The organism is Metabacillus sp. cB07, assembly GCF_016839225.1.
In the GTDB taxonomy this organism is placed as follows: Bacteria; Bacillota; Bacilli; order Bacillales; family Bacillaceae; genus Bacillus_P; species Bacillus_P indicus.
Genome location: NZ_CP069296.1, coordinates 951436 through 974654 on the forward strand (window position 1 = coordinate 951436; position 23219 = coordinate 974654).

The following is a 23219-nucleotide window of genomic DNA, read 5'->3' on the forward strand; positions in this document are numbered from 1 at the left end:
AATAGGAATTCTCTAAACGACTTTTCCTTCATATAGTGAACTATCTAATGGAAAAAGGTGACTGATGCATGAGAAAACTTCTGCTGTTTGCCGATCCCGGCATCGATGATTCGCTTGCCATTATTTATGCTTTGCTGCACCCTGACATAGACGTGCTTGGAGTTGTTACAAGCTACGGCAATGTATCCAAGCAGCAGGCAACAGAGAATACCGCCTATCTGCTGGAACTTGCAGGGCGGCAAGATATCCCGGTCATTGAAGGGGCAACCTTCCCGTTAAGCGGTGAATTGTCTGTCTACTATCCAGAAATACACGGAGCGGAAGGACTTGGACCGATCAGGCCTCCAAAAGGAGTCCGGGTGAATCTGAAAAGATTTTCACATGTTTTTGAACTGATTGAAAAGCACCCCGATCTAACGATTGCGGATATCGGCAGGCCCACATCGCTTGCACATGCCTTCAATCTAAACCTTGAAAGACTGCAGCAGGTTAAAGATATTTTCAGCATGGGCGGCGCCTTTTTTGTGCCCGGTAATGTTACGGCGCTTGCCGAAGCGAACTACCACGGTGATCCAGTTGCCGCAAATGTTGTTCTTCAATATGCAAAAAGTGTCCATATAGCACCCCTTAATGTGACGGACCGGGCCATCGTAACAAGAGAGGCTGCTGCTCATATTGAATCTATATCGAAAAACCCTTTTAAAGACCTGATTCCGGCTGTAACGAATTATTACGCTGCTGCTTATGCTAAGCTCAGGCCGCACCAGAATGGCCCGTCGATACATGACGCCTTTGCCCTCTACTATATGATGAATCAGGAAAAAATCTATTCGGTTAAAAAGACAGTATCTGTCTGTGTGCTAGGTGACGCGAGGGGAATGAGCTTTACCGATTTCCGCAATCACCTCACCCCGCCGGGAGCGAAACATACCATTGCACTGAATTTTAACTATCAGGATTTTCTGACTGATTTCATCAAAGTTATGTCATCCGAAATCAGCTGAATACCGTCTGCCTGAACCCGATTTCATGCGGGTTTTTTTACATGAAAAAATGGATTGCAAAAGCCCCTGAACAGAGTATAGTTACCTTATAAAGCGTTTTACAAACTAACGGGCGAGGGGTAAACATGAATCTATCGTACATAGAAGAAATGCTTGAAAAGCAAGAATACAAGGCGGCTGTTTCCCATTTTTCAGAGGCGTATCAGGAAATGGCAGCGGAAAATAGTCTTACAGCTTTCAAATCTTTTATCCGCTGCGGCAGAAATGAAAAGGAAAGGAAGGAATTGCTGATTGCTGCAGAGGAAAGCCTGATGGATCAGCTGAGCTCCATTATGATTCGGGATATGTACCGGACGGCTCCTTCACAGCAGACGGCCATCTGGTACAGTGAACAGCTTGCGGATGAACACAAGCTGATTGAGGCAGAGGAGCTTCTTGTCCAGGTTGAGAAACAGGAGCTGACAGAGGAACTGGCAGAAAAACACTCTTTCTCCATGGCGACAGTTCTCATGCAGATGAGAAGGCTTGGGGCAGCCTATGAGTATATGAAAAAATGTGAAGCGCTGGCGAAGGACAGCATGCATACAAGATGGGGCTATTACTATCTTCAAAGCGGCGATTGGGACAAGGCTGTTACCCATCTCGAGGCGGGGAAAAAGGATAAAAAAGACGGTGTGATTGCCCGTTTGCTTCTCGTTCAGCATTGGGCTCTTCAAGGGGAGGCTGAACGTGCACAGCGTGAGCTCGATGAAGCGATGGCCATGTACCCCGATTATCCAAAACTTCTTATCGAAAAAATCAGACTGTGTTCAAAGCAAAAGAAGTGGGAAGAGATGCGGGAGACGATTCAGCGGCTGAATGAGCTTTCCCCTTACCACGATTACAAAAAAATGACCGAATACTACACGGCCGAATCTTATTACGGAGAAGAAGATTTTGGCGTTCTCGAATCCTACTTGAACAAACACGGCCATTTTAAAGAGAAGTCCTATTTTAAGCATTTTAAAACAGAAGGCAGCTTCAAAAAGAAACATATTGGTTATAAACCGGTCGTGCAAAAGTACAACTATTGCGTTCCTGCCTGTGCAGAGATGGTCTTCAGCATGTACGGGAAAACCGTCAAACAGGATGAAATTGCCGAATCCATTTTTGCCGTAAACGGATCAAAGCTGTCTAAGATGATTGCTTATTTTATAGAAAAAGAATTCCGGTGCACATATTTTCTGGGAAACGAAGAGGTATTTAAAGAGCTGCTGGACCGTGATATTGCCATTATGGTTAATATTGATTACCCTACGGCCTCACATGTGCAATTGATTGTCGGGTATGATGACAGACTTCAGGTTTTTCATGTGCAGGATCCAAACAACAGATATACGCACGAGCTGATGTATGAAGATCTCCAGCGCGAATACGGAAACAACGGGGCGTTATCGCTTGCCATTTCTCCAGTGGAACACTGGGACCTGTCCGGCCTTCTCCCTGACCACGTCCATGAGATGTCTGAAAAACTTTTCACTTTAACCGAAACCTTTCATAAAGAACTCAGCAGAGAAGATCATGATTTCCTGAAATCGAATCTCGGACATATGGCCGTTTCCGCCTACATCATGAAATACTTGCCGGGTGCTGTGGATGAAGAGATCTTAAGCGCTGCTGCAGAAGTCATTTCAAAGCATAAAGAACAGGCGGAATACCACAGTCTTACAGCTGCTATGGCCTATTACAGCGCAAAAAACAATGAACAGGCAGAAAGCTATTTGAACAGCACAAAGTCCCGCCAATATCCGGGGGTCTATTGGTTTACAAAAGGCAGAATCAGCTACGGTTCGGGCAAGTACGATGAAGCCTATTCGGCTTTTAAAGAAGCCTTGAAAAAAGAGCCTGAAGACCACGTTTTATGGACCTACCTGTCGATGGCAGCATACAGCAGAAACCAGTTGGCAGAAGCTCTCAGGTTTTCTGAAATCGCAATGGATATTAACAGCCTGGATCTTTTCACAATCGTCAATCACGGGATCCTTCTGCTTGAAGCAGACCGGCCGGAGGAAGCAAGAAGCCTGCTGCATGAATGCCTGAGGGATAACAAAGATGACGGGTATGTCTGGCTCCAAAGGGCACGCTGCGACGCTGCTCTTAGAAAATACCGGGCTGCACTCCGCGGATTCCAGACCGCAGCTGCCCTTGATCCTGCTGAAGCAGAAGCATTTACTGAGCTTGCGGAACTCTATGATTCCGTTTTTGAGGATGAGGAGAAGGCTCTCCTCGTTCTTGAACAGGGAATAGAATCAGCAGAAGACAAGACAGAGCTTCTTCATGCAGCAGGCGGAATCCGGGAGCGCAGAGAGGAGTATCAACAGGCAAGGGTTCTATATGAGACGGCGGCCGCACTTGATGAAAAGGACGCATTTGCACGGATCTCTCTGGCTGCCATTTCCAAAGAAGAAGGCGACACGGCCCGTTTCTTTAAAGAAATTCAGTCACATTATGATTCCTTTCAGCAAGACAGCGAGTTTCTATTTAACGCCGGAAAACTGATGTTTGCTGCAAGCGGAGATATGGATGAAAACGAGGCATATGAAGAACTTGCTTTGTCCTATATGGAAAAAGGAATCTCCTGTGCAGATGAGAATGTCGGAGAGGCGATCGAGATCTATACAGGTATGATTGCTGAAACACCGCATTACCGGAGAGGCCTTGCCTTTTTTGAGCGCTTAAAAGGAGAGATAAGGGAACCGGTTATTTTAAGCCACTCAGGTTATCTCCACGAAATGCAGGGCTCGCTTGATAAAGCAAGAAAATTATACAGGCAGGCAGCTGCCCTTTGCGATGAAGACGTTCTTCCGTTTTACCGTCTTGGCGAGGTTGCCTTTAAGCTTGAGGAGTACGCGGAGGCGGAGCGGTATTATAAAAAAGTTCTTGAGCTTGACCCAGAGCATTCACAGGCGATGCTCGATCTTGCATCTGTTGCAAATCGCAGAGAAGATAAGACTTCAGAAAAAGAATATCTTCTGTCTGCTTTTCATGCAGACCCTTATTGCCTATCGGCAGATGTTCTGCTGAATCTAATGGAAACAAAAGCAGAAGCAGAGTCCTTTAAACAGGACCTATTGAAGCTTGAAGGAACAGTGGAGGAGGCATTCCTTCACCATTCTCTTTCACATGTCTATGCAAAACTCGGTAATGCTGAGAAAGAGGAACAGCACCTCATGCAGGCTCTTGAACTTGATCCGGACCAATTGCAGGTTCAGCATCATTATGCAGCATTTCTGATCAGGCGCGGGAAAACAAAAGAGGCAAAGGCTCTGCTTTTCAAGCTGATCCTTGACCACCCTGATACCAGGACGCTGTATGACACACTGATTGATCTGATGATGGAAACAAGAACGATACAAAAGCTTGAAGGAGAATTGAAAAAACTGAAGGCTTCAAAAGAAGAAAAAAGCATCATTTACATGCAGGCAGCCGTTTCTTATGAAAGACACTTAAAAGACATGCAGGATGCATTCGAACAAGCGGAGGAGCAAAAAGGCTGGCTGAAGCGGATTACAGGCATCTCAAAAGCAAGTTTAAAACTTGGAGTCCTTCTTCATCTGTACGAAGAGGCAGTAAAGCTTGACAGGGAAAATATAACTGCCGTCATATGGTTTGCTGATCTAAACCTTCAGCTTGGTCTTAATGAAGATGCCATTAAATTGCTGCAGCAGTCACTGCGCCATTCATTTGAACCTGCCGCTGCCTATAAGCTTGCAGGCCTTCTTGTTCAAGAAGCGGCTGCTGCAGGCGAAAAGAAAGCAATCCGCTTCCTGTCAGAAGCATGCGGTCTCCTTGAAGCACTGATTGAGGACGATGAAGATGCAGACTATTACAGCCTCCTTGGCATGGCCCTGCTTGAATTCGGAGACTTTGAAGAATCAGAAGGTGCGTTTAAACGGGCTTTGGAGATTGATCCGGAAGTGGAAAAGGGACATTTCCATCTGGCAAGACTTTATACGGAAGCGGAAAAGTACAGGCAGGCAGAAGCTCACATCAGGCAGGCAATGATGATCAGTCCTGACGACCACGACAACTACAATCAGCTCGGCCTCATCTACAGACATCAATTCAAGCTGAAGGAAGCTCTTGAAGCCGTTGAATCGGCAATAGCACTCGAGCCTGAGGATCTTCTCTGCCTTTATAACAGAGCATGCTACCTTGCCTCGATGAAACGGTTCAAAGAAGCAGCAGAGCAGCTCGAAGCTCTGTACGACCTCGATGAAGACCTCATCTTCACTGAAATGGCCGAAGAGGATGAAGACCTCGAGCCGCTGAAAGAAGCAGGATATTTCCCGGTGAACAAAGCAGCCGGCAGATAAATCCCTCCACTTGAAAAAGAGGGCGGAAAGCGGTCATAATAAACTAGAGAATGTTTAAAACTCCAGTGGACTGAAGCGGAAGGCGCTTGACTCCTGCGGGATGAAGAGGGCACGGGAGACCCCGCAAACGAAGTGAGGAGGCTCCCGGGGCTCCCCGCGGAAAGCAAGTGACTGGAGCGCAAGGGAACGGGTACGATTTAGAATTTACAATGATCATAAAAACAACAATCCATTAAAGACATTTTTCTGTTAAAATAAGAGAATGTATGCTGATTCAGCAAAAACAGATAGAATAAAGGAGTTTTTCAGATGGAAAAAGTATTGATCTTTGGTCATAAAAACCCGGATACAGATACGATTTGTTCTGCAATTGCGTATGCTGATCTTAAAACAAAGCTTGGCATGAACGCAGAGCCTGTCCGCCTTGGTGAAATCAACGGCGAAACAGAATTTGCTCTGAATACATTTGGGGTTGAAGTCCCAAGACTGATCGAAACAGCTGCAAATGAGACAAGCCAGGTCATTTTAGTCGACCATAACGAGCGCCAGCAAAGCATCAGTGACATTGACCAGCTGCACGTTCTTGAGGTCATTGACCATCACCGCATCGCTAACTTTGAAACAAGCGATCCGCTTTATTACCGCGCGGAGCCTGTAGGATGCACAGCTACCATCCTGAACAAGATTTACAAAGAGAACGGCGTTAGCATTCCTAAAGAAATTGCGGGCCTTATGCTTTCTGCCATCATCTCTGATTCATTATTGTTTAAATCACCGACCTGCACAGAGCAGGATGTAGCAGCTGCGAAAGAACTTGCTGCTATTGCCGGCGTTGATCCGGAAGTATACGGTCTTGATATGCTGAAAGCAGGAGCTGACCTCAGCGGCAAAACAGTATCAGAACTCATTTCTCTTGATGCAAAAGAATTCTCAATGGGCGATTACAAAGTTGAGATTGCACAGGTAAATGCGGTAGACCCTAACGACATTCTTGTTCATAAAGAAGAAATCGAAGCGATGGTTTCAGCGGTTATCGCTGAAAAAGAATTGGACTTGTTCGTATTTGTCGTAACAGATATCTTAATCAATGATTCCGTTGCGATTGCCCTTGGCCGTGAAACACGTGCGGTTGAACAGGCATACGATGTAAAGCTTATTGATAACATGGCGGTGCTTAAAGGCGTTGTTTCCCGCAAAAAGCAAATTGTACCTGTTTTAACAGAAGTTTTGACGAACGCACTATAAGAAGAAAGAAGGATGCTCCTTACTAAAAGGACATCCTTTTTTTGTTCCAGTATCTCTGACCAAAAGAAAAAACGGCTTGCTGAGCAAGCCATTCAGTCTTAGCAGTGGTAGCCAGGTCCAGGACCATAACCAGCGCCGCCGACAAAAGAAGCACCAATGATAATCAGCAAAATAAACAATACGATAATTAGCGCGAATCCATTATTGTATCCGCCGCCGCATCCATCTTTACTCATGGTTGTGTCTCCTCCAATCATGAAATCGTGAGCTTTTCTCTTGCTCAAATTTAGGGTATGCGGAAGGGAGAATTATGTTAGCCTATTTATCTGCTGCACGCTGATCTCTCTGACGGAGAGAAAGCGGAGAGAGATTGGAGAAACAGCACAAAAAAGACCGGAGAAAAAGATCTCCGGCCTTGAATTCAGCTACTTATTAAATAAGCTTTTGACGCCGTGGAAAATTAAAACGAAAGAAAAAACTAAGATTGCTAAAACGCCAACGACTGTCGTAAAAGGTGCTAGGCTTGCAAGGAATGTTCCGGCTAGCGGAAGTTCAACTAGAGCAAAGCCTGCAAGAATGGCTGCAAGGAATAAGAAAATTAATCGATCCATCATTATCCCCTCCTTCCTAATACAGTATATGTAAGCGTTTTCTTAATAGTATAGGTCACATGCACATTTTCTTAAGAATATATATTTTTAACGCACGAAAAAAGCCCGTTTTGGACACGGGCTTTTTAGTGCAGGCGTTAAACTTATTAGATTTTGTAACTTACAGGTCTAAACGGTCGGCTTAGCTTTTCTTCATTGTCCAGCTCCATCGCTCAGCTCCTCTGTCAGAACGGAACTGTCGGTAAAGGCAAAGAGCGCCTTTTCCGCCACTTCCTTATCTGACTCCCGGAGCTAAACGAGCGATTCCGCTTTTCGTGGTGTCCAGCTCCATCAGCCAACTCCTCCGTCAGAACAAAATCCCCCAAAAAGTCAAAACCGGACTTTTCGGGGGATTTCTTTTCTGCCTGTCAGGTCTAAACGGTCGGCTCCGCTTTTCTTATTAACCGTTTATAATCTTCCCGCCATTCACATGAATCATCTGTCCGGTGATGTAGCTTGAGTCGCTGCTTGCAAGGAATACATAGCTTGGTGCAAGTTCATCAGGCTGTCCGGGGCGTCCCATTGGCGTATCCGCGCCGAACTCTGAAACTTTTTCTGCATCAAACGTTGAAGGGATAAGCGGTGTCCAGATTGGACCAGGAGCTACTCCGTTTACCCGGATGCCTTTTTTCACAAGAGACATGGAAAGGGATCGTGTAAACGTTGTAATAGCGCCCTTAGTGGCCGAATAATCAATCAGCTGTTCGTTTCCTGCATAAGCTGTGATGGATGACGTGTTGATGATGCTGCTTCCTTGTTTCAGGTGGGGAAGAGCTGCTTTTGTCATATAGAAAAAAGAGAAAATATTTGTCTTGAAAGTGCGTTCAAGCTGCTCTTTCGAAATTTCCTCAATACCAGCCTGCGGATGCTGCTCGGCCGCATTGTTGACAAGAATGTCAATTTTGCCGAACTTGCTGACGGTTTCATTTACGACCTGTCCGCAGAAAGCCTCGTCTCCGATATCTCCGGGAATAAGCAGGCACTGTCTGCCTTCCTGCTCCACAAGGCGCTTTGTTTCATTTGCATCATCATGTTCATCCAAATAGGAGATGACAACATCTGCGCCTTCTCTTGCAAAGTGGACGGCAACTGACCGCCCGATGCCTGAATCACCGCCTGTGATGATCGCTGTTTTATCCGAAAGCTTTCCGCTGCCTTTGTATTGATGGCTGTCAAACTCGGGTTTAGGATTCATCTGATCTTCATGCCCGGGCTGCACATCCTGATGCTGCGCAGGCATCGTTTTTTTTGTTTGGCTGTTTTGACTCATTTACAATCCCTCCAGGTTTTTATCAAGTTTAGTATGGTGAAAAATCCGATAAGTATGTTGGATATGCTGTTTATATTCCCTGTCAGTCCTCGATAAAACACTTGTTTTTGCGCAAAAAAAAACTGAGACAGAAGTCTCAGTTCAAAACGTTGAAATAACGTGCTTCAGGATGGGCAACGACTATGGCTGTAACAGATGCTTCAGGTTCCATCATGAAGCCTTCTGTCAGATTCACTCCAATGTCTTCAGGACGTATCAGATCAAATAATTTGGCCTGGTCATCAAGGTTTGGGCAGGCCGGATAGCCGAATGAAAAACGCTGGCCCTGATACTTGGCTGAAAAGCGCTGATCCATTGTGAAATCCGGTGGATCAGGGAAGCCCCACTGATCACGGATCAGCTGGTGCGTCCGCTCGGCAAGACCTTCAGCAAGCTCAAGGGCGAGTGCCTGAACAACATGGCTTTTCAAATAGTCGCCCTGTTCCTTAAATCGGTTTGCAATCTCTCTGACTTTCTTTCCTGCCGTAACAGCAAAGAAGGATACATAGTCTCTTGTGCCGCTTTCAGGTCGAACGTAGTCAGAAATGCAGCGGTGCGGCAGTTTTGACTGTCTTGGAAAGTCAAAGGTCTGCAGCTTTTCTTCTGTTGCAGGATCCAGAATGTGCAGCGAATTTCCCTCTGATACAGCAGGAAAGAACTGATAAACCGCAGCAGGTTCAAACCATTTTTCCGCTTCTCCCTGCTTCAGGAGCTCATCAATGGTTTCTTTAAGGGCTACGGCCTTTGGATCATTGTTTTTCAGCATTTCCTTTACTTTACCCTTGAGGCCGAGGTGGTGGCCAATCAGCATCTGCATGTTGACATAAGGGATTAGGTGCTGAAGATTGAAATCTTTGATGATATGGCGTCTGCAGTCCTCAGGTACAAAAACAGGGGACGGTGCAAGCTCTGCTCTTTTTTCAAGCAGTTCTGTCACTGCGGCAGTCGGTTTCTTTTCAGAAAACTGTTCAGACCGCACTTCTTTCTTTTTAAACTGGGCCGGGTCGACTCGGATTCGGTTTGCAAGTGAAAGGCCGTCCATCGCATCCTTGGCATACACCACCGGTCCGCTGTATTGCGGAGCAATCTTTCCGTCTGCAAACTTTCTGGAAAGGGCAGCGCCGCCGACCAGGATCGGAACAGAAATGTCAGCTTCACGCAGATCCTGTGCGGTCAGAACCATTTGCTGGGCTGACTTCACAAGCAGGCCTGAAAGTCCGACAATATCCGGTTTCTCTTTTCTGACAGCTGTAATTAAATCCTGCGGGGTCACTTTAATTCCGAGATCCACTACTTTGTAGCCGTTGTTGCTCAGGATAATATCCACAAGGTTTTTCCCGATATCATGCACATCGCCTTTAACCGTTGCAAGCAGGATTTTTCCTTTTCCGCTGTCATCCTTTTTCTCCATATACTGCTCTAAAAAGGAGACGGAAGCTTTCATCACTTCTGCACTTTGAAGAACTTCGGCGACGATCAGCTGGTTTGTATTGAACAGCTCTCCGACTTCAGCCATTCCAGCCATGAGCGGACCGTTAATGATATCAAGAGGTGCATCATATTCCTTAAGGGCGATTTCAAGGTCTGAAATCAGTCCTTCTTTTGTGCCCTCTACAACATATTGGGCGAGACGCTGCTCAAGCGGGAGGGACTGTACAGGTTTTTTGGCTGTCTTTTTCTTTCCCCGGTAATGATTTGTAAAAGCGGCCAGTGTTTCGTCATTTGTGTTAAAAAGAAGAGTCTCCGCCATTTTAACTTCTTTTTTCGGAATGGAAGCAAAACGCTCAAGCTTTTCCGTGTTGACAATCGCATAGTCGAGACCCGCCTGTGTACAGTGATACAGATAGACGGCATTCAGCACTTCGCGTCCTACAGGCGGCAGGCCGAAGGATACGTTGCTGACGCCAAGCATGGTCAGACATTGCGGAAGGCGCTCTTTGATCAGGCGGATGCCCTTAATCGTTTCTTCAGCAGAACCAATGTACTGCTCGTCTCCTGTGCCGACAGGGAAAACGAGGGGATCAAAAATAATATCTGACGGACTCAGGCCGTGCTTTCCAGTAAGCAGGTCAAATGAACGGACCGCAATATCAAGCTTCTCTTCAGCTGTAAGAGCCATGCCTTTTTCGTCTATAGTTCCCACAACAACAGCGGCACCGTATTTATGAATCAGCGGAACAACAGCGTCAAAGCGCTCTTCGCCGTCTTCCAGGTTAATCGAGTTGATGATGACTTTTCCCTGGGAATAAGATAGTGCTTTTTCAATGACAGCTTCATCGGTTGAATCGATGACAAGCGGCGCCTTTACTTTTTTGGTCACTTCTTTTATGAATGCTTCCATATCTTCAAGTTCGTCGCGGTCAGGGTCTGCAAGACAAATATCAATGACATGTGCTCCGTTTTTAACCTGTGCTCTTGCAATTTCAGATGCTTCTTCAAATTTCCCCTCGGCAATCAGGCGCTTGAACTTCCTTGATCCAATGACATTGGTCCGTTCCCCGACAAACAGGGGTCTCATGGAGTCGTCATAAATAAGCGGATCAATACCGGAAACGGTATGTGCCGGATCACGTTCCGGGACGGTGCGCGGATTCAGTGCGCCGACAGCATCTGCGATAGCCGTGATATGTGCAGGTGTGGTTCCGCAGCAGCCGCCGACAATATTGAGCCAGCCCTGTTCTGCAAAACCTTTCACTTTCTGCGCAAGCGAACGCGGTGATTCATGGTATTTTCCTTCCTCATCAGGAAGGCCGGCATTCGGGTAACAGCTGACGGCTGTATGAGCCATTCCAGACAGCGTCCTGATATGGTCTGTCATAAACTCAGGTCCTGTCGCACAGTTCAGGCCGACAGAAAGAGGCTGCATATGTTCAAGAGAAATAAAGAAAGCTTCAATGTCCTGGCCGGCAAGAGTCGTGCCCATTGGCTCAATCGTGCCTGATACCATAAGGGGAATTTCTTTTCCGGTCTTCTCAAACGCACGCTTGATGCCTAAAAAGCCGGCTTTTACATTCAGCAGGTCCTGGCTCGTTTCAAGGAGAAGCAGATCGGCTCCGCCTGCAAGCAGTCCCAGTGTCTGTTCTTCATAGTTCTCAATCAGTTCGTCAAATGTGGCTCCTCCCGTAACAGAGAGCGTTTTTGTTGTCGGTCCCATTGAACCTGCTACAAAGCGGGGCCATTCGGGTGTTGAGTATTTTTCAGCTGCTCTTTTCGCAATTTCAGCCGCTTTTTTATTCAGTTCAAAGGCAAGGTGTCCAAGATCGTATTCATCCAGGACGATTTTCGTAGCCCCGAACGTATTTGTCTCAATAATATCTGCTTTTGCCTCAAGATAAGCTTCATGGATCGATTGAATGACCTCAGGTGCAGTTATAGTCAAATATTCGTTGCACCCTTCATAAGGTTCTCCGCCGAAGTCATCTGCAGAAAGATTGGCGTCCTGAATCATGGTGCCCATCGCCCCGTCAAGAACGAGGATTTTTTTCTCAAGCTGTTTTCTTATATCAGACATGCGTAATCTTCCTTTCGGTGGCCTCAGACTCTTTTTTATGGATATAATTCGTTAGTTCCACTGTCAGTTCATAATTCAAAAACGGTGTGATCAAGTAAATGCCGTTGAACAGATCAAACGCAGCATCAATCAGGTTTTTGGCAATGGCCAGACCCTCCTGATAGGATTTTTCCTTATCATCTCCGGCATTGGCCATTTTTTCACGGATGCTGTCAGAGAGGGTGATGCCAGGTATCTCATTATGAATAAATTCAGCATTCCGGCTGCTTGTGAGCGGCATAATGCCGATATAGACGGGTACAGTTAAGTGTTTTGTTTCTTCATAGACATCAATCAGCTGTTTTTCGGAATAGATCGGCTGGGAGATAAAATAATCAGCCCCGCACGCGATTTTTTTCTCGAGCCTTTTAACGGCTTTATCAAGATACTTTACATTTGGGTTAAAGGCGGCGGCTACAGAGAAGTTCGTCTTTTCGCCAAGCGGTTTTCCTGAGTAAGAAAGCCCGTCATTAAATTGCTTAATCAGACTGATCAAATCAAAGGAAGAAAGGTCATAAACAGAAGTTGCCCCCGGGAAATCCCCGATTTTGGACGGATCTCCTGTTATGGCTAAAACATCTGTTAAGCCAAGAGTGTGGAGCCCCATTAAATGTGACTGCAGTCCGATTAAGTTGCGGTCTCTGCAGGTGATATGAATCAGTGAGCGAATCCCGTGAGTCTGCTGGACAATGGATCCCATGGCTGCATTGCTGATTCTTGGTGAAGCAAGGGAATTATCCGCAAGTGTTAAGGCATCGATTCCAGCCTCCTGCAGGGCCTTTGCTCCTTTCAAAAATTTATCAATCCCGAGCTTCTTCGGCGGGTCAAGCTCTACAATGATGGAGCGTTTTTCTTTGACAATATCCTGCAGCGGAGGATACTTTCTCTCTGCAGCTGAGGCAATAGAGATTTCTTCTTTCCTTGCTTTCACCTTCTTTTCAGTCACCGGAGGCAGTCCTTTAAGAGCAGAAGCCATTGCCCTGATATGATCAGGAGTCGTTCCGCAGCAGCCTCCTATTAATCTCGCACCCTGGTTTCTAAAAGCAAGTGCGCTTTCAGCGAAGTATTTTTCACCGGATCCGTAAACAAGTCTGCCTTCCTCAATGGTCGGGAGGCTGCTGTTTGGATAAACGGACAGGAAGGCCTTTTCTGGAAGAGGAACTTCCTCCAGAGATGAGAGCATATGATACGGCCCAAGCCTGCAGTTCAGCCCGACAACATTCGCCCCGAGTTCCTCAAGCTGGGACAGACCGTCAGAAAGAGGAGTGCCGTCCTGGAGAACGCCGATTTCATGGAGGGAAATGTTCGTTATGATCGGCAAGTCAGTTTCTTTTCTTGCAATCTCGAGAACCGTCTTCATTTCTTCAAGATCATAATACGTTTCAAGCAGGAGGCCGTCCGGTTCTTCGTTCAGCAGAAGATAAAGCTGCTCCCTGAAATTTCGCCGCAGGTCTTCTGGCGAATAAGCCCCCTTTTTAAAAGCACGGACCCCGCCGATTGTGCCGAGAACATAAGCTGAGGTGCCTTCCGCAGCTTGCTTTGCAATTTGCACAGCCTTGCGGTTAATGGCGCGCACCTCATCTTCAAGCCCGTATCTGGACAGCTTGATATAATTGGCCCCGTACGTATTTGTCTGAATGACATCAGCGCCGGCATCAAGATACGCCTTATGAACATTCAGAATGTCATCCGGTTTTGACAGGTTCAGTTCTTCAAAACACCGGTCCACACCGTGGGAATAAAGCAAGGTGCCCATTGCTCCGTCCCCGATCAGAATTTTTGTCTGCAAGTCAGTTAAAAGTGCCAAAGCTATAAACCTCCTAAAATACAGCTGATAATGGAAAAAAGAAAAAAGCCTTCCAAGAAGAAGACTTTTGAGTATGCGCGGCTTCTTCTTATCGTCCGATGGATGCATCGCTGGAATTAGCACCTTGGATTGCGCCAGGTTGCTGAAGCTTCGACGGGCCAGTCCCTCAGCTTCTCTAGATAAGAATCAAAAATATGAAATTGGCTAAATGATATTATATCTAATTTACATGTTTTTTTCGGGAGATTCAAGTGCGAAAAGTAAAAGTTTTCTGAATTGATGAGGAATTCTTATCCCAGTCCGGATAAAAAAAGACCCAGCAGGAAAAACTGCTGGGTCCAAGCGTTTATCTGAAATTAATGAACTGAACATCGATCGGCAGATCCGCACCGCGGACAGCTGCAATCACCTGCTGCAGGTCGTCTTTGCTTTTGCCGGTAACACGGACTTGATCATCCTGAACCTGTGTTTTCACTTTAAGTCCTGCATTTTTTATGATCGCGTTAATCTTTTTCGCATTGTCCTTATCAATACCCTGGACAAGCTTTGCACGCTGGCGGATGGTCCCGCCTGATGCGCCTTCAATTTTTCCATAGTCAATATTGCGCGTCGCCACGTTGCGCTTGATCAGTTTTGAAATGAAAACATCCTTCAGCTGATCCATTTTAAACTCATCATCAGAAACTAAAACAAGCTCCTCTTTTTCAAGCGTAATGCTGCTTTTGCTTCCTTTAAAATCATAGCGTGTACCGATCTCTTTCATCGTCATCGTGATGGCATTTGTTACCTCAGGCATATCCACCTTCGACACAATATCAAACGAACTGTCCTTGGCCATAAGAATCCTCCCAAAAGTTTGTATTATCCTTAGATTATAGTAGAATGTACATGATATAACAACTAACGGCAGTTCAGCTGCAAAGGAAGGAACGAACAAATGAATCCCGGAACGTTTATGACGCTTAAAATAGATGAAAAAGTAGATTACGGATATTATTTAACAGATGGAGAAGACCGAGTGCTGCTTCACAAAACGGAAATCACTGAACCGATTGAAGAATTGGACGAGGTTGAAGTGTATCTGATTGTTGACCATGAAGACCGCCTAGCGGCAACGATGAAAAAGCCGACGATATCAGAAGACCGGTTCGGATGGGTGGAAGTAGTCAGTGTCAGGGAAGACATGGGGGCATTCGTCGACATTGGCCTTTCAAAAGATGCACTTGTCGACAACGATATTCTCCCGGCTTACGTCAGTGTATGGCCAAAAGAAGGCGACAAACTCTACTGTTCCCTGAAAGTGACGAAAAACGGAAGATTTTTCACAAAGCTTGCAACGGAAGATGTCATGCAGGAAAACATCGTCCCGGCTGAAGGAGTCCGGAACAATCAGGCCGTTACAGGAAGAGTCTACCGAATCATCATTGCAGGAACTTTCATCATAACTGAAGAAGGCTACAAAGGATTCATCCACTCCTCCCAGCGCAAAAGAGAGCCGCGTCTTGGCGAACTTGTAATAGGACGAGTTGTTGATGTGAAAGAAGATGGCACCCTTAACGTTTCTCTCCTTCCGTTCAAACATGAGGCATTGGATGAAGATGCACAAGTGATCTGCGATTACATGGAAGAAAGAGGAGGAGCCATGCCCTTCTTTGACAAGAGCGACCCGGATGACATCAAAGAACGCTTCAACATGAGCAAAGGTGCATTCAAGCGTGCGCTCGGCTCACTCATGAAAGCAGGCAAGGTTTATCAGGAAGACGGCTGGACCTATTTTAAAAAAGAACAACAGTAAGCGCATATGCGTTTGCTGTTTTTTTATGGGCAAAATTTGATTTTGGGCTTTTGCCGGGAGGAGGGGAATTGTTTTATGATGGATTTGAAAAAATGAAATTGTCTTATGATGATACTTGAAAAATGAAAGGGGATGTTTATTAGTTGAAGGACTTAAAGGAAAACAGGGAATTGCTTATTTACCGGAGTTTGAACGCCAGATCCGTTTTGGATGAAGAAGCTCTCATCTGCTTGCGGCAGCTTGAAAAAGGGTTCCAGGGAGAAAAGTATTTTGAACAGTGGCTTAAGGAGAATGGAGGGGATGGCATAGTGTTAAGCGATCTGCTCTTTGAAATCGGCGGATCTTTCGTACAAATTGATTCCCTGTTTATCAAGCATGATAAAACGTACGTGTTCAATGTAAAGAACTCGGAAGGTGATTACTTCGCAGAAGGAGAAAGATGGTCCACCCCGGCCAAAAAAGAAATGAAAAACCCTTTGCTTCAGCTCAAAAGAAGCGAAGCCTTGCTCACGCGGCTTCTCCAGGATAAGACCATTAAGTTCCCCCTCGAACCATTCGTCGTCTTTGTAAACCCCAACTTTCACCTGTACAATGCTCCAATGGACCAACCCATCATTTATTATCCCCAGCTGAACCGCTTTGCGGAAAAACTCAATCAAAAGCGGGGCAGATTAACAGGCTTTCATGACATGCTAGCCAAAAAACTGTTGGAATCGCACGTGGAAGAATATCCGTTTTTGCAGCTGCCGGGGTATGGGTTTGAGGGGTTGGAAAAAGGTATTATATGTCCCCAATGTCTATTGCTGTATACCCTCTTTAATAAAAGGAATTTTATATGCTCTAATTGTAAAACAACCGAACCGCTTCTACCTGCAGTATTACGGGCAATAGGAGAATTCAGGCTTCTCTTCCCGGAAAAGAGGATCACTACAGATCAGATACATGAATGGTGTAAGTTTGTTTTATCGAAAAAGACAATACGAAAGATTCTGTTCGCGCATTTTAAACACATAGGGCGCGGGAGGTCATCTCACTTTGTAGATAAATAAGATTAGTGACATTGAAAAAAGGATTTTTCCGTTTGATGGTTCCGATCACGGAGATAAGTGCTACCAAAACAGAAAATCCGCTGCTTGATGGTTCCGATCTCGTAGATAAGTGATATCAAAACAGGAAATCCTTAGTTTGATGGTTCCGATCACGGAGATAAGTGCCATCAAAAAAGAAAATCCTCCGTTTGATGGTTCCGATTACAGAGATAAGTGCCATCAAAAAAGAAAATCCACCGCTTGATGGTTCCGATCACAGAGATAAGTACCATCAAAACAGAAAATCCTTAGTTTGATGGTTCCAATCACGGAGATAAGTGCCATCAAAACAGAAAATCCTCCATTTGATGGTTCCAATCTCGTAGATAAGTGCCATCAAAACAGAAAATCCTCCGTTTGATGGTTCCGATCACGTAGATAAGTACCATCAAAACAGAAAATCCTCCGTTTGATGGTTCCGATCACGTAGATAAGTACCGTCAAAACAGAAAATCCACCGCTTGATGGTTCCGATCACGTAGATAAGTGCCATCAAAACAGAAAATCCTCCGTTTGATGGTTCCAATCTCGTAGATAAGTGCCATCAAAAAGTAAAATCCACCGTTTGATAGTTCCAAACTCAGAGGTAAGTGCCACTAAAAAATACCACCACTCAATACTACCCATAAAAATCTCCACTCCCCCCAAAAAAATAAACTTTCCCCAAAACCCGTCGATAACCTCCTAGTAGAACTTTTTAAGGAGAGAGACATCAATGAAAAAAATACTGATCATGATAGCGTCCTGCATGCTGCTTGCCGCCGGGTGCGGAAAGAGTGAGGCAGTCAGCAGCGCGGATCAAAAAATAAAAGTGGGGATTATGCTCTCGGATGTGGGGCTTGGGGATCAGTCCTTCAGTGATTCGGCGTTTGCGGGTCTGGTCAAGTCCCGTGATGAACTTGGGATTTTGTTTGATTACCGTGAGCTCGAAAAAACGGGCAGTTATGAAAAAGGGATCACTGAGCTTGTTGAAGAGGGGAATGATCTTGTCGTTGGACTTGGGTTTATGGTTCAGGAAGATTTGGAAAAAGCGGCAAAGAAGTATCCGGATCAGCAGTTTTTGCTGATTGATGCGGTTTCTGAGTCTGAGAATATTACCTCGGTAACGTTTAAAGAAGATGAAGGGAGCTTTCTTGCCGGAGTTGTTGCAGCGATGGCTTCTAAAACAAATACAATCGGATTTATTGGCGGCGCTGATGTTCCGCTTATAAACAAGTTCGCTGACGGATTTGCAGAAGGGGCAAGAACGATCAAGCCTGAGATTGTTATCTACACGGAGTATGCAAATGACTTCGGCAATGACATCAAGGGAGGGGTAATGGCAAACAGCATGATTAAAAGAAAGGCGGATGTGCTTTATGCAGCAGCAGGTTTTACGGGCGCAGGTGTATTAAAGGCAGCCCAGGACAGCGGGGTATATGCGATTGGTGTGGACAGCGATCAGTATTTTTATGCAGAAAAGGCTGTTGTGACGTCGATGATGAAAAATGTGGATATCGGCATTTTTCAGCTTCTGAAAGACTATGTCGAGGAACAGAAACTTCCTGAGGGGCATATTGAACTTGGTGTGAAGGATAATGGGGTTCAGCTGGCTCCAATCCGTGTACTGAGCCTGACGGAACAGCAGCAGAAAACGCTTGATCAATGGAAGCAAAAATTAGCAGAGAGCAACTAGGAGGATCACCGTGTCATTAAAGAAAAAATTATTGTTCAATTCTGTCGGCATTATCATACTTGCTACCTTTATGATTGGCTTTATCGTCTTTAACATGCTGATGATTCAAAAAACAAACCAGAATGAAGTTCCTGTGCTTTTGAACGTTGAAAAACTGCAGGGGGAGTTAAACGCATCTAAACAAAGCTTAAACAATTTCGCCTTCTCTCTATCCGATGCGCACAAGGAGGAGGCGCTGCAGTCGCTGAACAGGACGGAAAAGCTTTTAGGAAGCCTAAATCAGACCTTGCAGGATGAAAATGGGAAGGCTGCTTTAAAAAAGGCATCAGCCAAATTCGATGAACTCAACCAGAAAACGCTGCCTGCACTTGAAGAGAAAAATCAGGCAGAAGTGAAACGACAGGCTGTTAGAGTAGACGGGATCTCAAATGATATTTATTTTGTGAATCTCCATGTTCATGACAGATACACCTTTATTCAAGAAGAAGTAAAGGGACAGATTGAGTTTGTCATTTTGTCGGCGGCCATTGGAACGGCCCTTTTAATTCTTGTTTCAAGTGTTCTTGTGATCAGAATGACTTCGTCGATTACGAAGCCTTTAAAAAGCATGTCAGAACAGGCGGCGGCTATTGCACAGGGGAACCTTGCCGTGCAGGCTTTGACCTATAAGGGGAAAGATGAAATCGGGGCATTAAATGATTCGTTTTCAAGTATGGTGAATCAGCTGAAAGGGCTGATCCTTTCCATTGACACTGTAAGCAAACAGGTCGATGGGTTTGCTGAAACCCTTGACAGTGAAACACGTGTTTTAAGCGAAATAAGCGGACAGGTCGTTTTATCAACGGACGAACTGTCCGCCGGATCCCAGTCGATTTCCTCTGATCTTCAAGATGCTGTTTCTCTGATTGAGCGGATGGACGCAGGCTTCAGCGAAAACGTCAACCGCTCCCAAAAGTCTGTGAAATTTGGAGAAGAAGCGGCAGGCGCTATTCAGGAGGGGCAGGGGGCAATCAGCATCCAGAGTGATTTACTTAAAGAAAATGGCGTCATTATGAATCTGATCAACCAATCCACAACAACCTTTTTAGGCTATATGACGAAAATCGAAGATATGACGAAGGTGGTCTCAAGCATTGCAGATCAGACCAATCTTCTTGCGTTAAATGCAGCAATAGAGGCTGCGCGCGCAGGGGAAGCTGGAAAGGGCTTTGCCGTAGTGGCAGCAGAAGTCAGAAAGCTTGCAGAAGAATCGACGAATGCCACCTCCCAAATCTTTGAAATGGCAAGTCTGATGCAATCCGGTATAGCAAACATTTCTGAATCTGTAGCAAAAGGGGTTTCCCTTGCAGAAAAGCAAAAGACGGGCATGGACATCACGACACAGGCTTTTGATGCGATTGATGAAAAAATGAAGAATATTACCCTGGAACTGATTGGCCTTGAAGCAGGTGTGAATCACTCGAAAACATTAGGAGGGAATGTTCTGCAAAATGTTGAAAGCATCAGCGCTGTAGTGGAGGAAACGGCAGCGGGAAGCGAGGAAATATCAGCTTCAACTGCTGAGCAGCTTGCTGCTTTTGAAAAAATGGCTGAAGGGGTTTCAGAGCTGAGAAAGCTGACCTTTGATCTCAAGCAAACAGTAACTCAATTTAAATTAAATTAAAAAAACAGCAGCGGATCCTCCCCCGCTGCTGTTTCCATTTCTGATTATAAGTGATCTGTTTTCTTAGAATATTGACGTTCGCCTTGTTGGCGGCTTTTTTCGCGCATCATGTTTTTTTCATGCTGCTTGGCATTGTTGTCTTTTGCTTTTTTGTCGTTATCGCTTGTATGGGGCATCATCAAAACTCCTTTAAAAATGATACGTTTAGGATGCCCTCCTGAGAAAAAAATATTATGAGATCTGTTTGTTTAAGAAAAAGATGGCGATTGTGCCGGGGCCTGAGTGTGCTCCAACGGAACAGCCGACCGTGTTGATGTAGATTTCTTTAGGCTGGAATTCAGCCTGGATCATGGACTTGATTTCATTAGCGGAATCAAGGTCATCGCCATGGCTTATCCCGATTGTCTGATTGCTTAAGTCTGTGCCGCGTTCTTTCATGATTTCAATGACACGGCGGAATACTTTCTTTCTTCCCCTGATTTTCTCAAGAGGAATCAGTTTTCCGTCCTCAACGTGCAGGAGAGGTTTTATGTTCAGCAGGCCACCGACAAATGCGGATGTTTTGCTGATGCGGCCGCCCCTTGCGAGATAGTCGAGATTATCGACTGTGAAAATGTGTTCTGTATGCACGCAGAAGTCCTTTACAGACTCTGTGATTTCGTGTAGAGTTTTTCCTTTACCGGCGAGTTCAGCTGCGTATTTAACAGCAAGGCCAAGGCCGAGTGATGCACATTTAGAATCTACAATGGCAAGCTCAAAATCAGGATATTCTTCTCGTACCTCATTGCCGATCATGACCGCAGTCTGGTATGTCCCTGAAAGCTCTGAAGAAAAGGCTACATACAGAGCAGGCACTTTCTTTTGGGCAAGAGAGGTAAAGACCTCTTTGACATCCAAAGGAGAAATTTGCGTTGTTTTCGCAACTTTTCCTTCTCTCATTGCATCGTATACTTCCTTCGGTGTAATGGTCAGAAGGTCGCGGTAATCATGCTCATCAATATGTACGCCCAGCGGAAGCAGCGTGACTCCGTTCTTTTCGTAAAACTCAAGCGGCAGGTCGCTTGCGCTGTCTGCGAGGATGTGAACCGTCATTTTTGCACCTCATTTCACGTGATTTTTCCAATTTGCGTGAGAATAGTCTCATTTTGATTGATCTTATAGTAAAAGTAGCACTTAGCCAAATAGAAGTAAAGAACAACGAAAGCCCTGAAAGACAATATTTGTATTGGTCTGCAAGAAAAAAGGGTAAATCAGAAATACTATTAATATCTTATAGCCCGGGAGGATTTTCTGCAAATGGTTTATGAAGAAGTCAAAAAAGGAATAATTGTGATTTTCGGCGCGTTGCTGAACGCTGTCGGCCTTAACCTGTTTATGATTCCTGCGGATGTATACGCCAGCGGATTTACAGGGATTGCCCAGCTTTTATCAAGCGTTTTGATTGAATATACGCCGCTTAACATATCGACCGGGGTACTGCTGCTCCTGCTGAATATTCCTGTAGCGATTTTAGGCTGGCAGAAGGTGGGAAAATCATTTACTCTCTACAGTGTGCTGAGCGTCGCAGCGACAACCTTCTTTCTGTCTATTGTCCCGCTTTATCCGCTGTCTGAAGACATCCTGCTGAATGCAGTATTCGGAGGCGTGATTGTAGCAATCGGAGTCGGAATTACGCTTAAATACGGGGCATCAACCGGAGGACTTGATATTGTTGCCATGATTCTTTCACGCATGAAAGACAAGCCCGTGGGAACGTATTTCTTCATTTTGAACGGAATCATCATCTTTACAGCCGGTCTGCTTTACGGGTGGGAAAAAGCACTCTATACACTTGTCACTCTCTACGCTTCAACGAGGGTCATCGATGCTATCCATACCCGTCATGAAAAACTGACAGCCATGATTATCACGAAAAAAGCTGATGACCTGAAAAAGGCAATTCATGCTAAAATGGTAAGAGGCATCACGATGGTTCCTGCAAAAGGGGCCTTTACTAACGAACAAAAGGACATGCTGATGATCGTGATCACGCGCTACGAACTTTATGATTTAGAAAAAATCATTAAGGAAGTGGATCCAAAGGCATTCACAAACATTCTTCAGACAACAGGCATCTTTGGATTCTTCCGCAAAGAATAGGAGATACGCGCAATGAAGAAACTTTTGTTCATTCTTGGCTTTTTGATTCTTGCAGGCTGCGGCCAAAGTGCTGAACAGCCGGAAGAAAAAGAACAAGCGGAAGAGGTGTCGGGTGATATGGAAGAAAAAGATGTCGAGCTTTCAGTTGAAACGAAAGAAGAATCAGGTGTTGTCCAAATCACCATGACGGTTAAAAACAACTCAGATGAAGAAAAAAACTTTGAATTCTCGTCCGGACAAAAGTACGAAATCATTATTTCCGATCCGAACGGGGCAGAGGTCTACAAATATTCTAAAGGCAAAATGTTTACACAGGCGCTTCAGTATCTAACCATTCCTCCGGGTGAAAGCAAAACCTACCAGGAGACATGGGACATGAAATCAGCAGGAAGCATGCAGGCGGGAGACTATACAGTAACCGCTCAGTTTGCCGGAAAAGCTGAAGGAGCCAAGCCTCTTCAGGAAGTTAAAACCTTTACAGTTTCAGAATAAAACGGCTGCGGTTTATCCGCAGCTTTTTTTGTTCTTTCAGCACTTAAAATCCCCGGAATACAGATTCCGGGGACCGCCATCATACCTACATGTTCTTCAGTTCATCCTGAAGTTCGCTGAGCTGTTTTTGCTCTGCGGGTGAAGCGTTGGCAAATGCGGACATAAGTGCATTTTCGGCTTTTGCTTTAGAATCTGCGTCTACGCTTTCGCCGCCATGCTGCTGAGCCCCGCCTTGCTGTCCGCCATGCTGAGAGCTGTAGTTTTGATGTTCATTGTGATTTGCACCGTAGCTATGGGGCCCATTTTGCTGAGCTCCTTGCTGCGAGCTGTACTGATTTTCTTCAGAACGGTGTTCATGACCATGGTCATGACCCATTTTGCCGGTTAGAACTTCTCCGGCTTTTTCGACTGCTTTGCGTGCTGCCTGAAATAGTTGGTTACCCATAA

General features: G+C 45.4%; 18 protein-coding genes and 1 riboswitch. Of the genes, 9 read left to right on the top strand and 9 right to left on the bottom strand.

The annotated features are described in order from the left end of the window. The first annotated feature begins 68 nt into the window (after positions 1–68). The 3 genes from JOJ89_RS04765 (at position 69) to JOJ89_RS04775 (ending at position 6604) form a co-directional block, all read left to right on the top strand. Complete coding sequence (locus tag JOJ89_RS04765) at positions 69–1004, top strand: nucleoside hydrolase (protein ID WP_203289721.1); 936 nt, start codon at positions 69–71, stop codon at positions 1002–1004. A gap of 125 nt (positions 1005–1129) precedes the next feature. Continuing rightward, on the top strand, positions 1130–5359 hold the full coding sequence (locus JOJ89_RS04770) for a tetratricopeptide repeat protein (RefSeq protein WP_203289722.1): 4230 nt from the start codon (positions 1130–1132) through the stop codon (positions 5357–5359). A 309-nt stretch (positions 5360–5668) separates the two neighbouring features. Then, the gene (locus JOJ89_RS04775) at positions 5669–6604 is read left to right on the top strand and encodes a manganese-dependent inorganic pyrophosphatase (RefSeq protein ID WP_203289723.1); all 936 of its coding nucleotides are present in this window, start codon (positions 5669–5671) and stop codon (positions 6602–6604) included. A gap of 98 nt (positions 6605–6702) precedes the next feature. Here the strand turns inward: JOJ89_RS04775 and JOJ89_RS04780 are convergent, their stop codons facing one another. The 6 genes from JOJ89_RS04780 to JOJ89_RS04805 all read right to left on the bottom strand — a co-directional run bounded on the left by JOJ89_RS04780 (position 6703) and on the right by JOJ89_RS04805 (position 14758). Further along, entirely contained in the window at positions 6703–6840 is a 138-nt protein-coding gene (locus JOJ89_RS04780) for a YjcZ family sporulation protein (protein WP_081414020.1), read from the bottom strand. 189 nt (positions 6841–7029) lie between these two features. Continuing rightward, on the bottom strand, positions 7030–7218 hold the full coding sequence (locus tag JOJ89_RS04785; RefSeq protein WP_342824565.1) for a hypothetical protein: 189 nt from the start codon (positions 7216–7218) through the stop codon (positions 7030–7032). A 436-nt stretch (positions 7219–7654) separates the two neighbouring features. Then, positions 7655–8524, bottom strand: coding sequence for an SDR family oxidoreductase (locus tag JOJ89_RS04790; RefSeq protein ID WP_029282714.1), 870 nt, complete (start codon positions 8522–8524; stop codon positions 7655–7657). Positions 8525–8660: 136 nt separating this feature from the next. Next, a complete protein-coding gene (gene metH, locus JOJ89_RS04795; protein ID WP_203289724.1) occupies positions 8661–12074 on the bottom strand; it encodes a methionine synthase in 3414 nt (1137 codons plus the stop codon). Next, entirely contained in the window at positions 12067–13920 is a 1854-nt protein-coding gene (locus tag JOJ89_RS04800) for a bifunctional homocysteine S-methyltransferase/methylenetetrahydrofolate reductase (RefSeq protein ID WP_203289725.1), read from the bottom strand. The genes metH and JOJ89_RS04800 overlap by 8 nt, the downstream gene beginning before the upstream one ends. An 85-nt stretch (positions 13921–14005) precedes the next feature. After that, positions 14006–14106: riboswitch (SAM riboswitch) on the bottom strand. 160 nt (positions 14107–14266) lie between these two features. Then, positions 14267–14758 carry a YajQ family cyclic di-GMP-binding protein gene (locus tag JOJ89_RS04805; protein WP_029282708.1) on the bottom strand — a complete coding sequence of 164 codons (492 nt, stop codon included), beginning with the start codon at positions 14756–14758 and terminating at the stop codon, positions 14267–14269. A 99-nt stretch (positions 14759–14857) separates the two neighbouring features. On the opposite strand from JOJ89_RS04805, the gene JOJ89_RS04810 reads away from it, so the two are divergent. The 4 genes from JOJ89_RS04810 (at position 14858) to JOJ89_RS04825 (ending at position 20141) form a co-directional block, all read left to right on the top strand. After that, entirely contained in the window at positions 14858–15715 is an 858-nt protein-coding gene (locus tag JOJ89_RS04810; RefSeq protein WP_203289726.1) for a CvfB family protein, read from the top strand. A gap of 143 nt (positions 15716–15858) precedes the next feature. Continuing rightward, positions 15859–16764 carry a nuclease-related domain-containing protein gene (locus tag JOJ89_RS04815; RefSeq protein ID WP_203289727.1) on the top strand — a complete coding sequence of 302 codons (906 nt, stop codon included), beginning with the start codon at positions 15859–15861 and terminating at the stop codon, positions 16762–16764. Between the two features lie 754 nt (positions 16765–17518). Next, positions 17519–18478, top strand: coding sequence for a BMP family lipoprotein (locus tag JOJ89_RS04820; protein ID WP_203289728.1), 960 nt, complete (start codon positions 17519–17521; stop codon positions 18476–18478). 10 nt (positions 18479–18488) lie between these two features. Then, a complete protein-coding gene (locus JOJ89_RS04825) occupies positions 18489–20141 on the top strand; it encodes a methyl-accepting chemotaxis protein (RefSeq protein WP_203289729.1) in 1653 nt (550 codons plus the stop codon). A 44-nt stretch (positions 20142–20185) separates the two neighbouring features. On the opposite strand, the gene JOJ89_RS04830 is transcribed toward JOJ89_RS04825, so the two are convergent. Beyond that, on the bottom strand, positions 20186–20317 hold the full coding sequence (locus JOJ89_RS04830) for a DUF3941 domain-containing protein (RefSeq protein ID WP_203290259.1): 132 nt from the start codon (positions 20315–20317) through the stop codon (positions 20186–20188). A 55-nt stretch (positions 20318–20372) separates the two neighbouring features. Further along, positions 20373–21233 (bottom strand): DegV family protein, encoded by an 861-nt coding sequence (locus JOJ89_RS04835; protein WP_203289730.1) that lies wholly within the window; start codon positions 21231–21233, stop codon positions 20373–20375. Between the two features lie 204 nt (positions 21234–21437). On the opposite strand from JOJ89_RS04835, the gene JOJ89_RS04840 reads away from it, so the two are divergent. Both JOJ89_RS04840 and JOJ89_RS04845 read left to right on the top strand, forming a co-directional pair. Next, a complete protein-coding gene (locus tag JOJ89_RS04840) occupies positions 21438–22280 on the top strand; it encodes a YitT family protein (protein WP_029282694.1) in 843 nt (280 codons plus the stop codon). Positions 22281–22292: 12 nt separating this feature from the next. Beyond that, positions 22293–22772 carry a BsuPI-related putative proteinase inhibitor gene (locus JOJ89_RS04845; protein ID WP_203289731.1) on the top strand — a complete coding sequence of 160 codons (480 nt, stop codon included), beginning with the start codon at positions 22293–22295 and terminating at the stop codon, positions 22770–22772. 85 nt (positions 22773–22857) lie between these two features. On the opposite strand, the gene JOJ89_RS04850 is transcribed toward JOJ89_RS04845, so the two are convergent. After that, positions 22858–23217 (bottom strand): DUF3813 domain-containing protein, encoded by a 360-nt coding sequence (locus tag JOJ89_RS04850; protein ID WP_029282690.1) that lies wholly within the window; start codon positions 23215–23217, stop codon positions 22858–22860. Positions 23218–23219 lie beyond the last annotated feature (2 nt).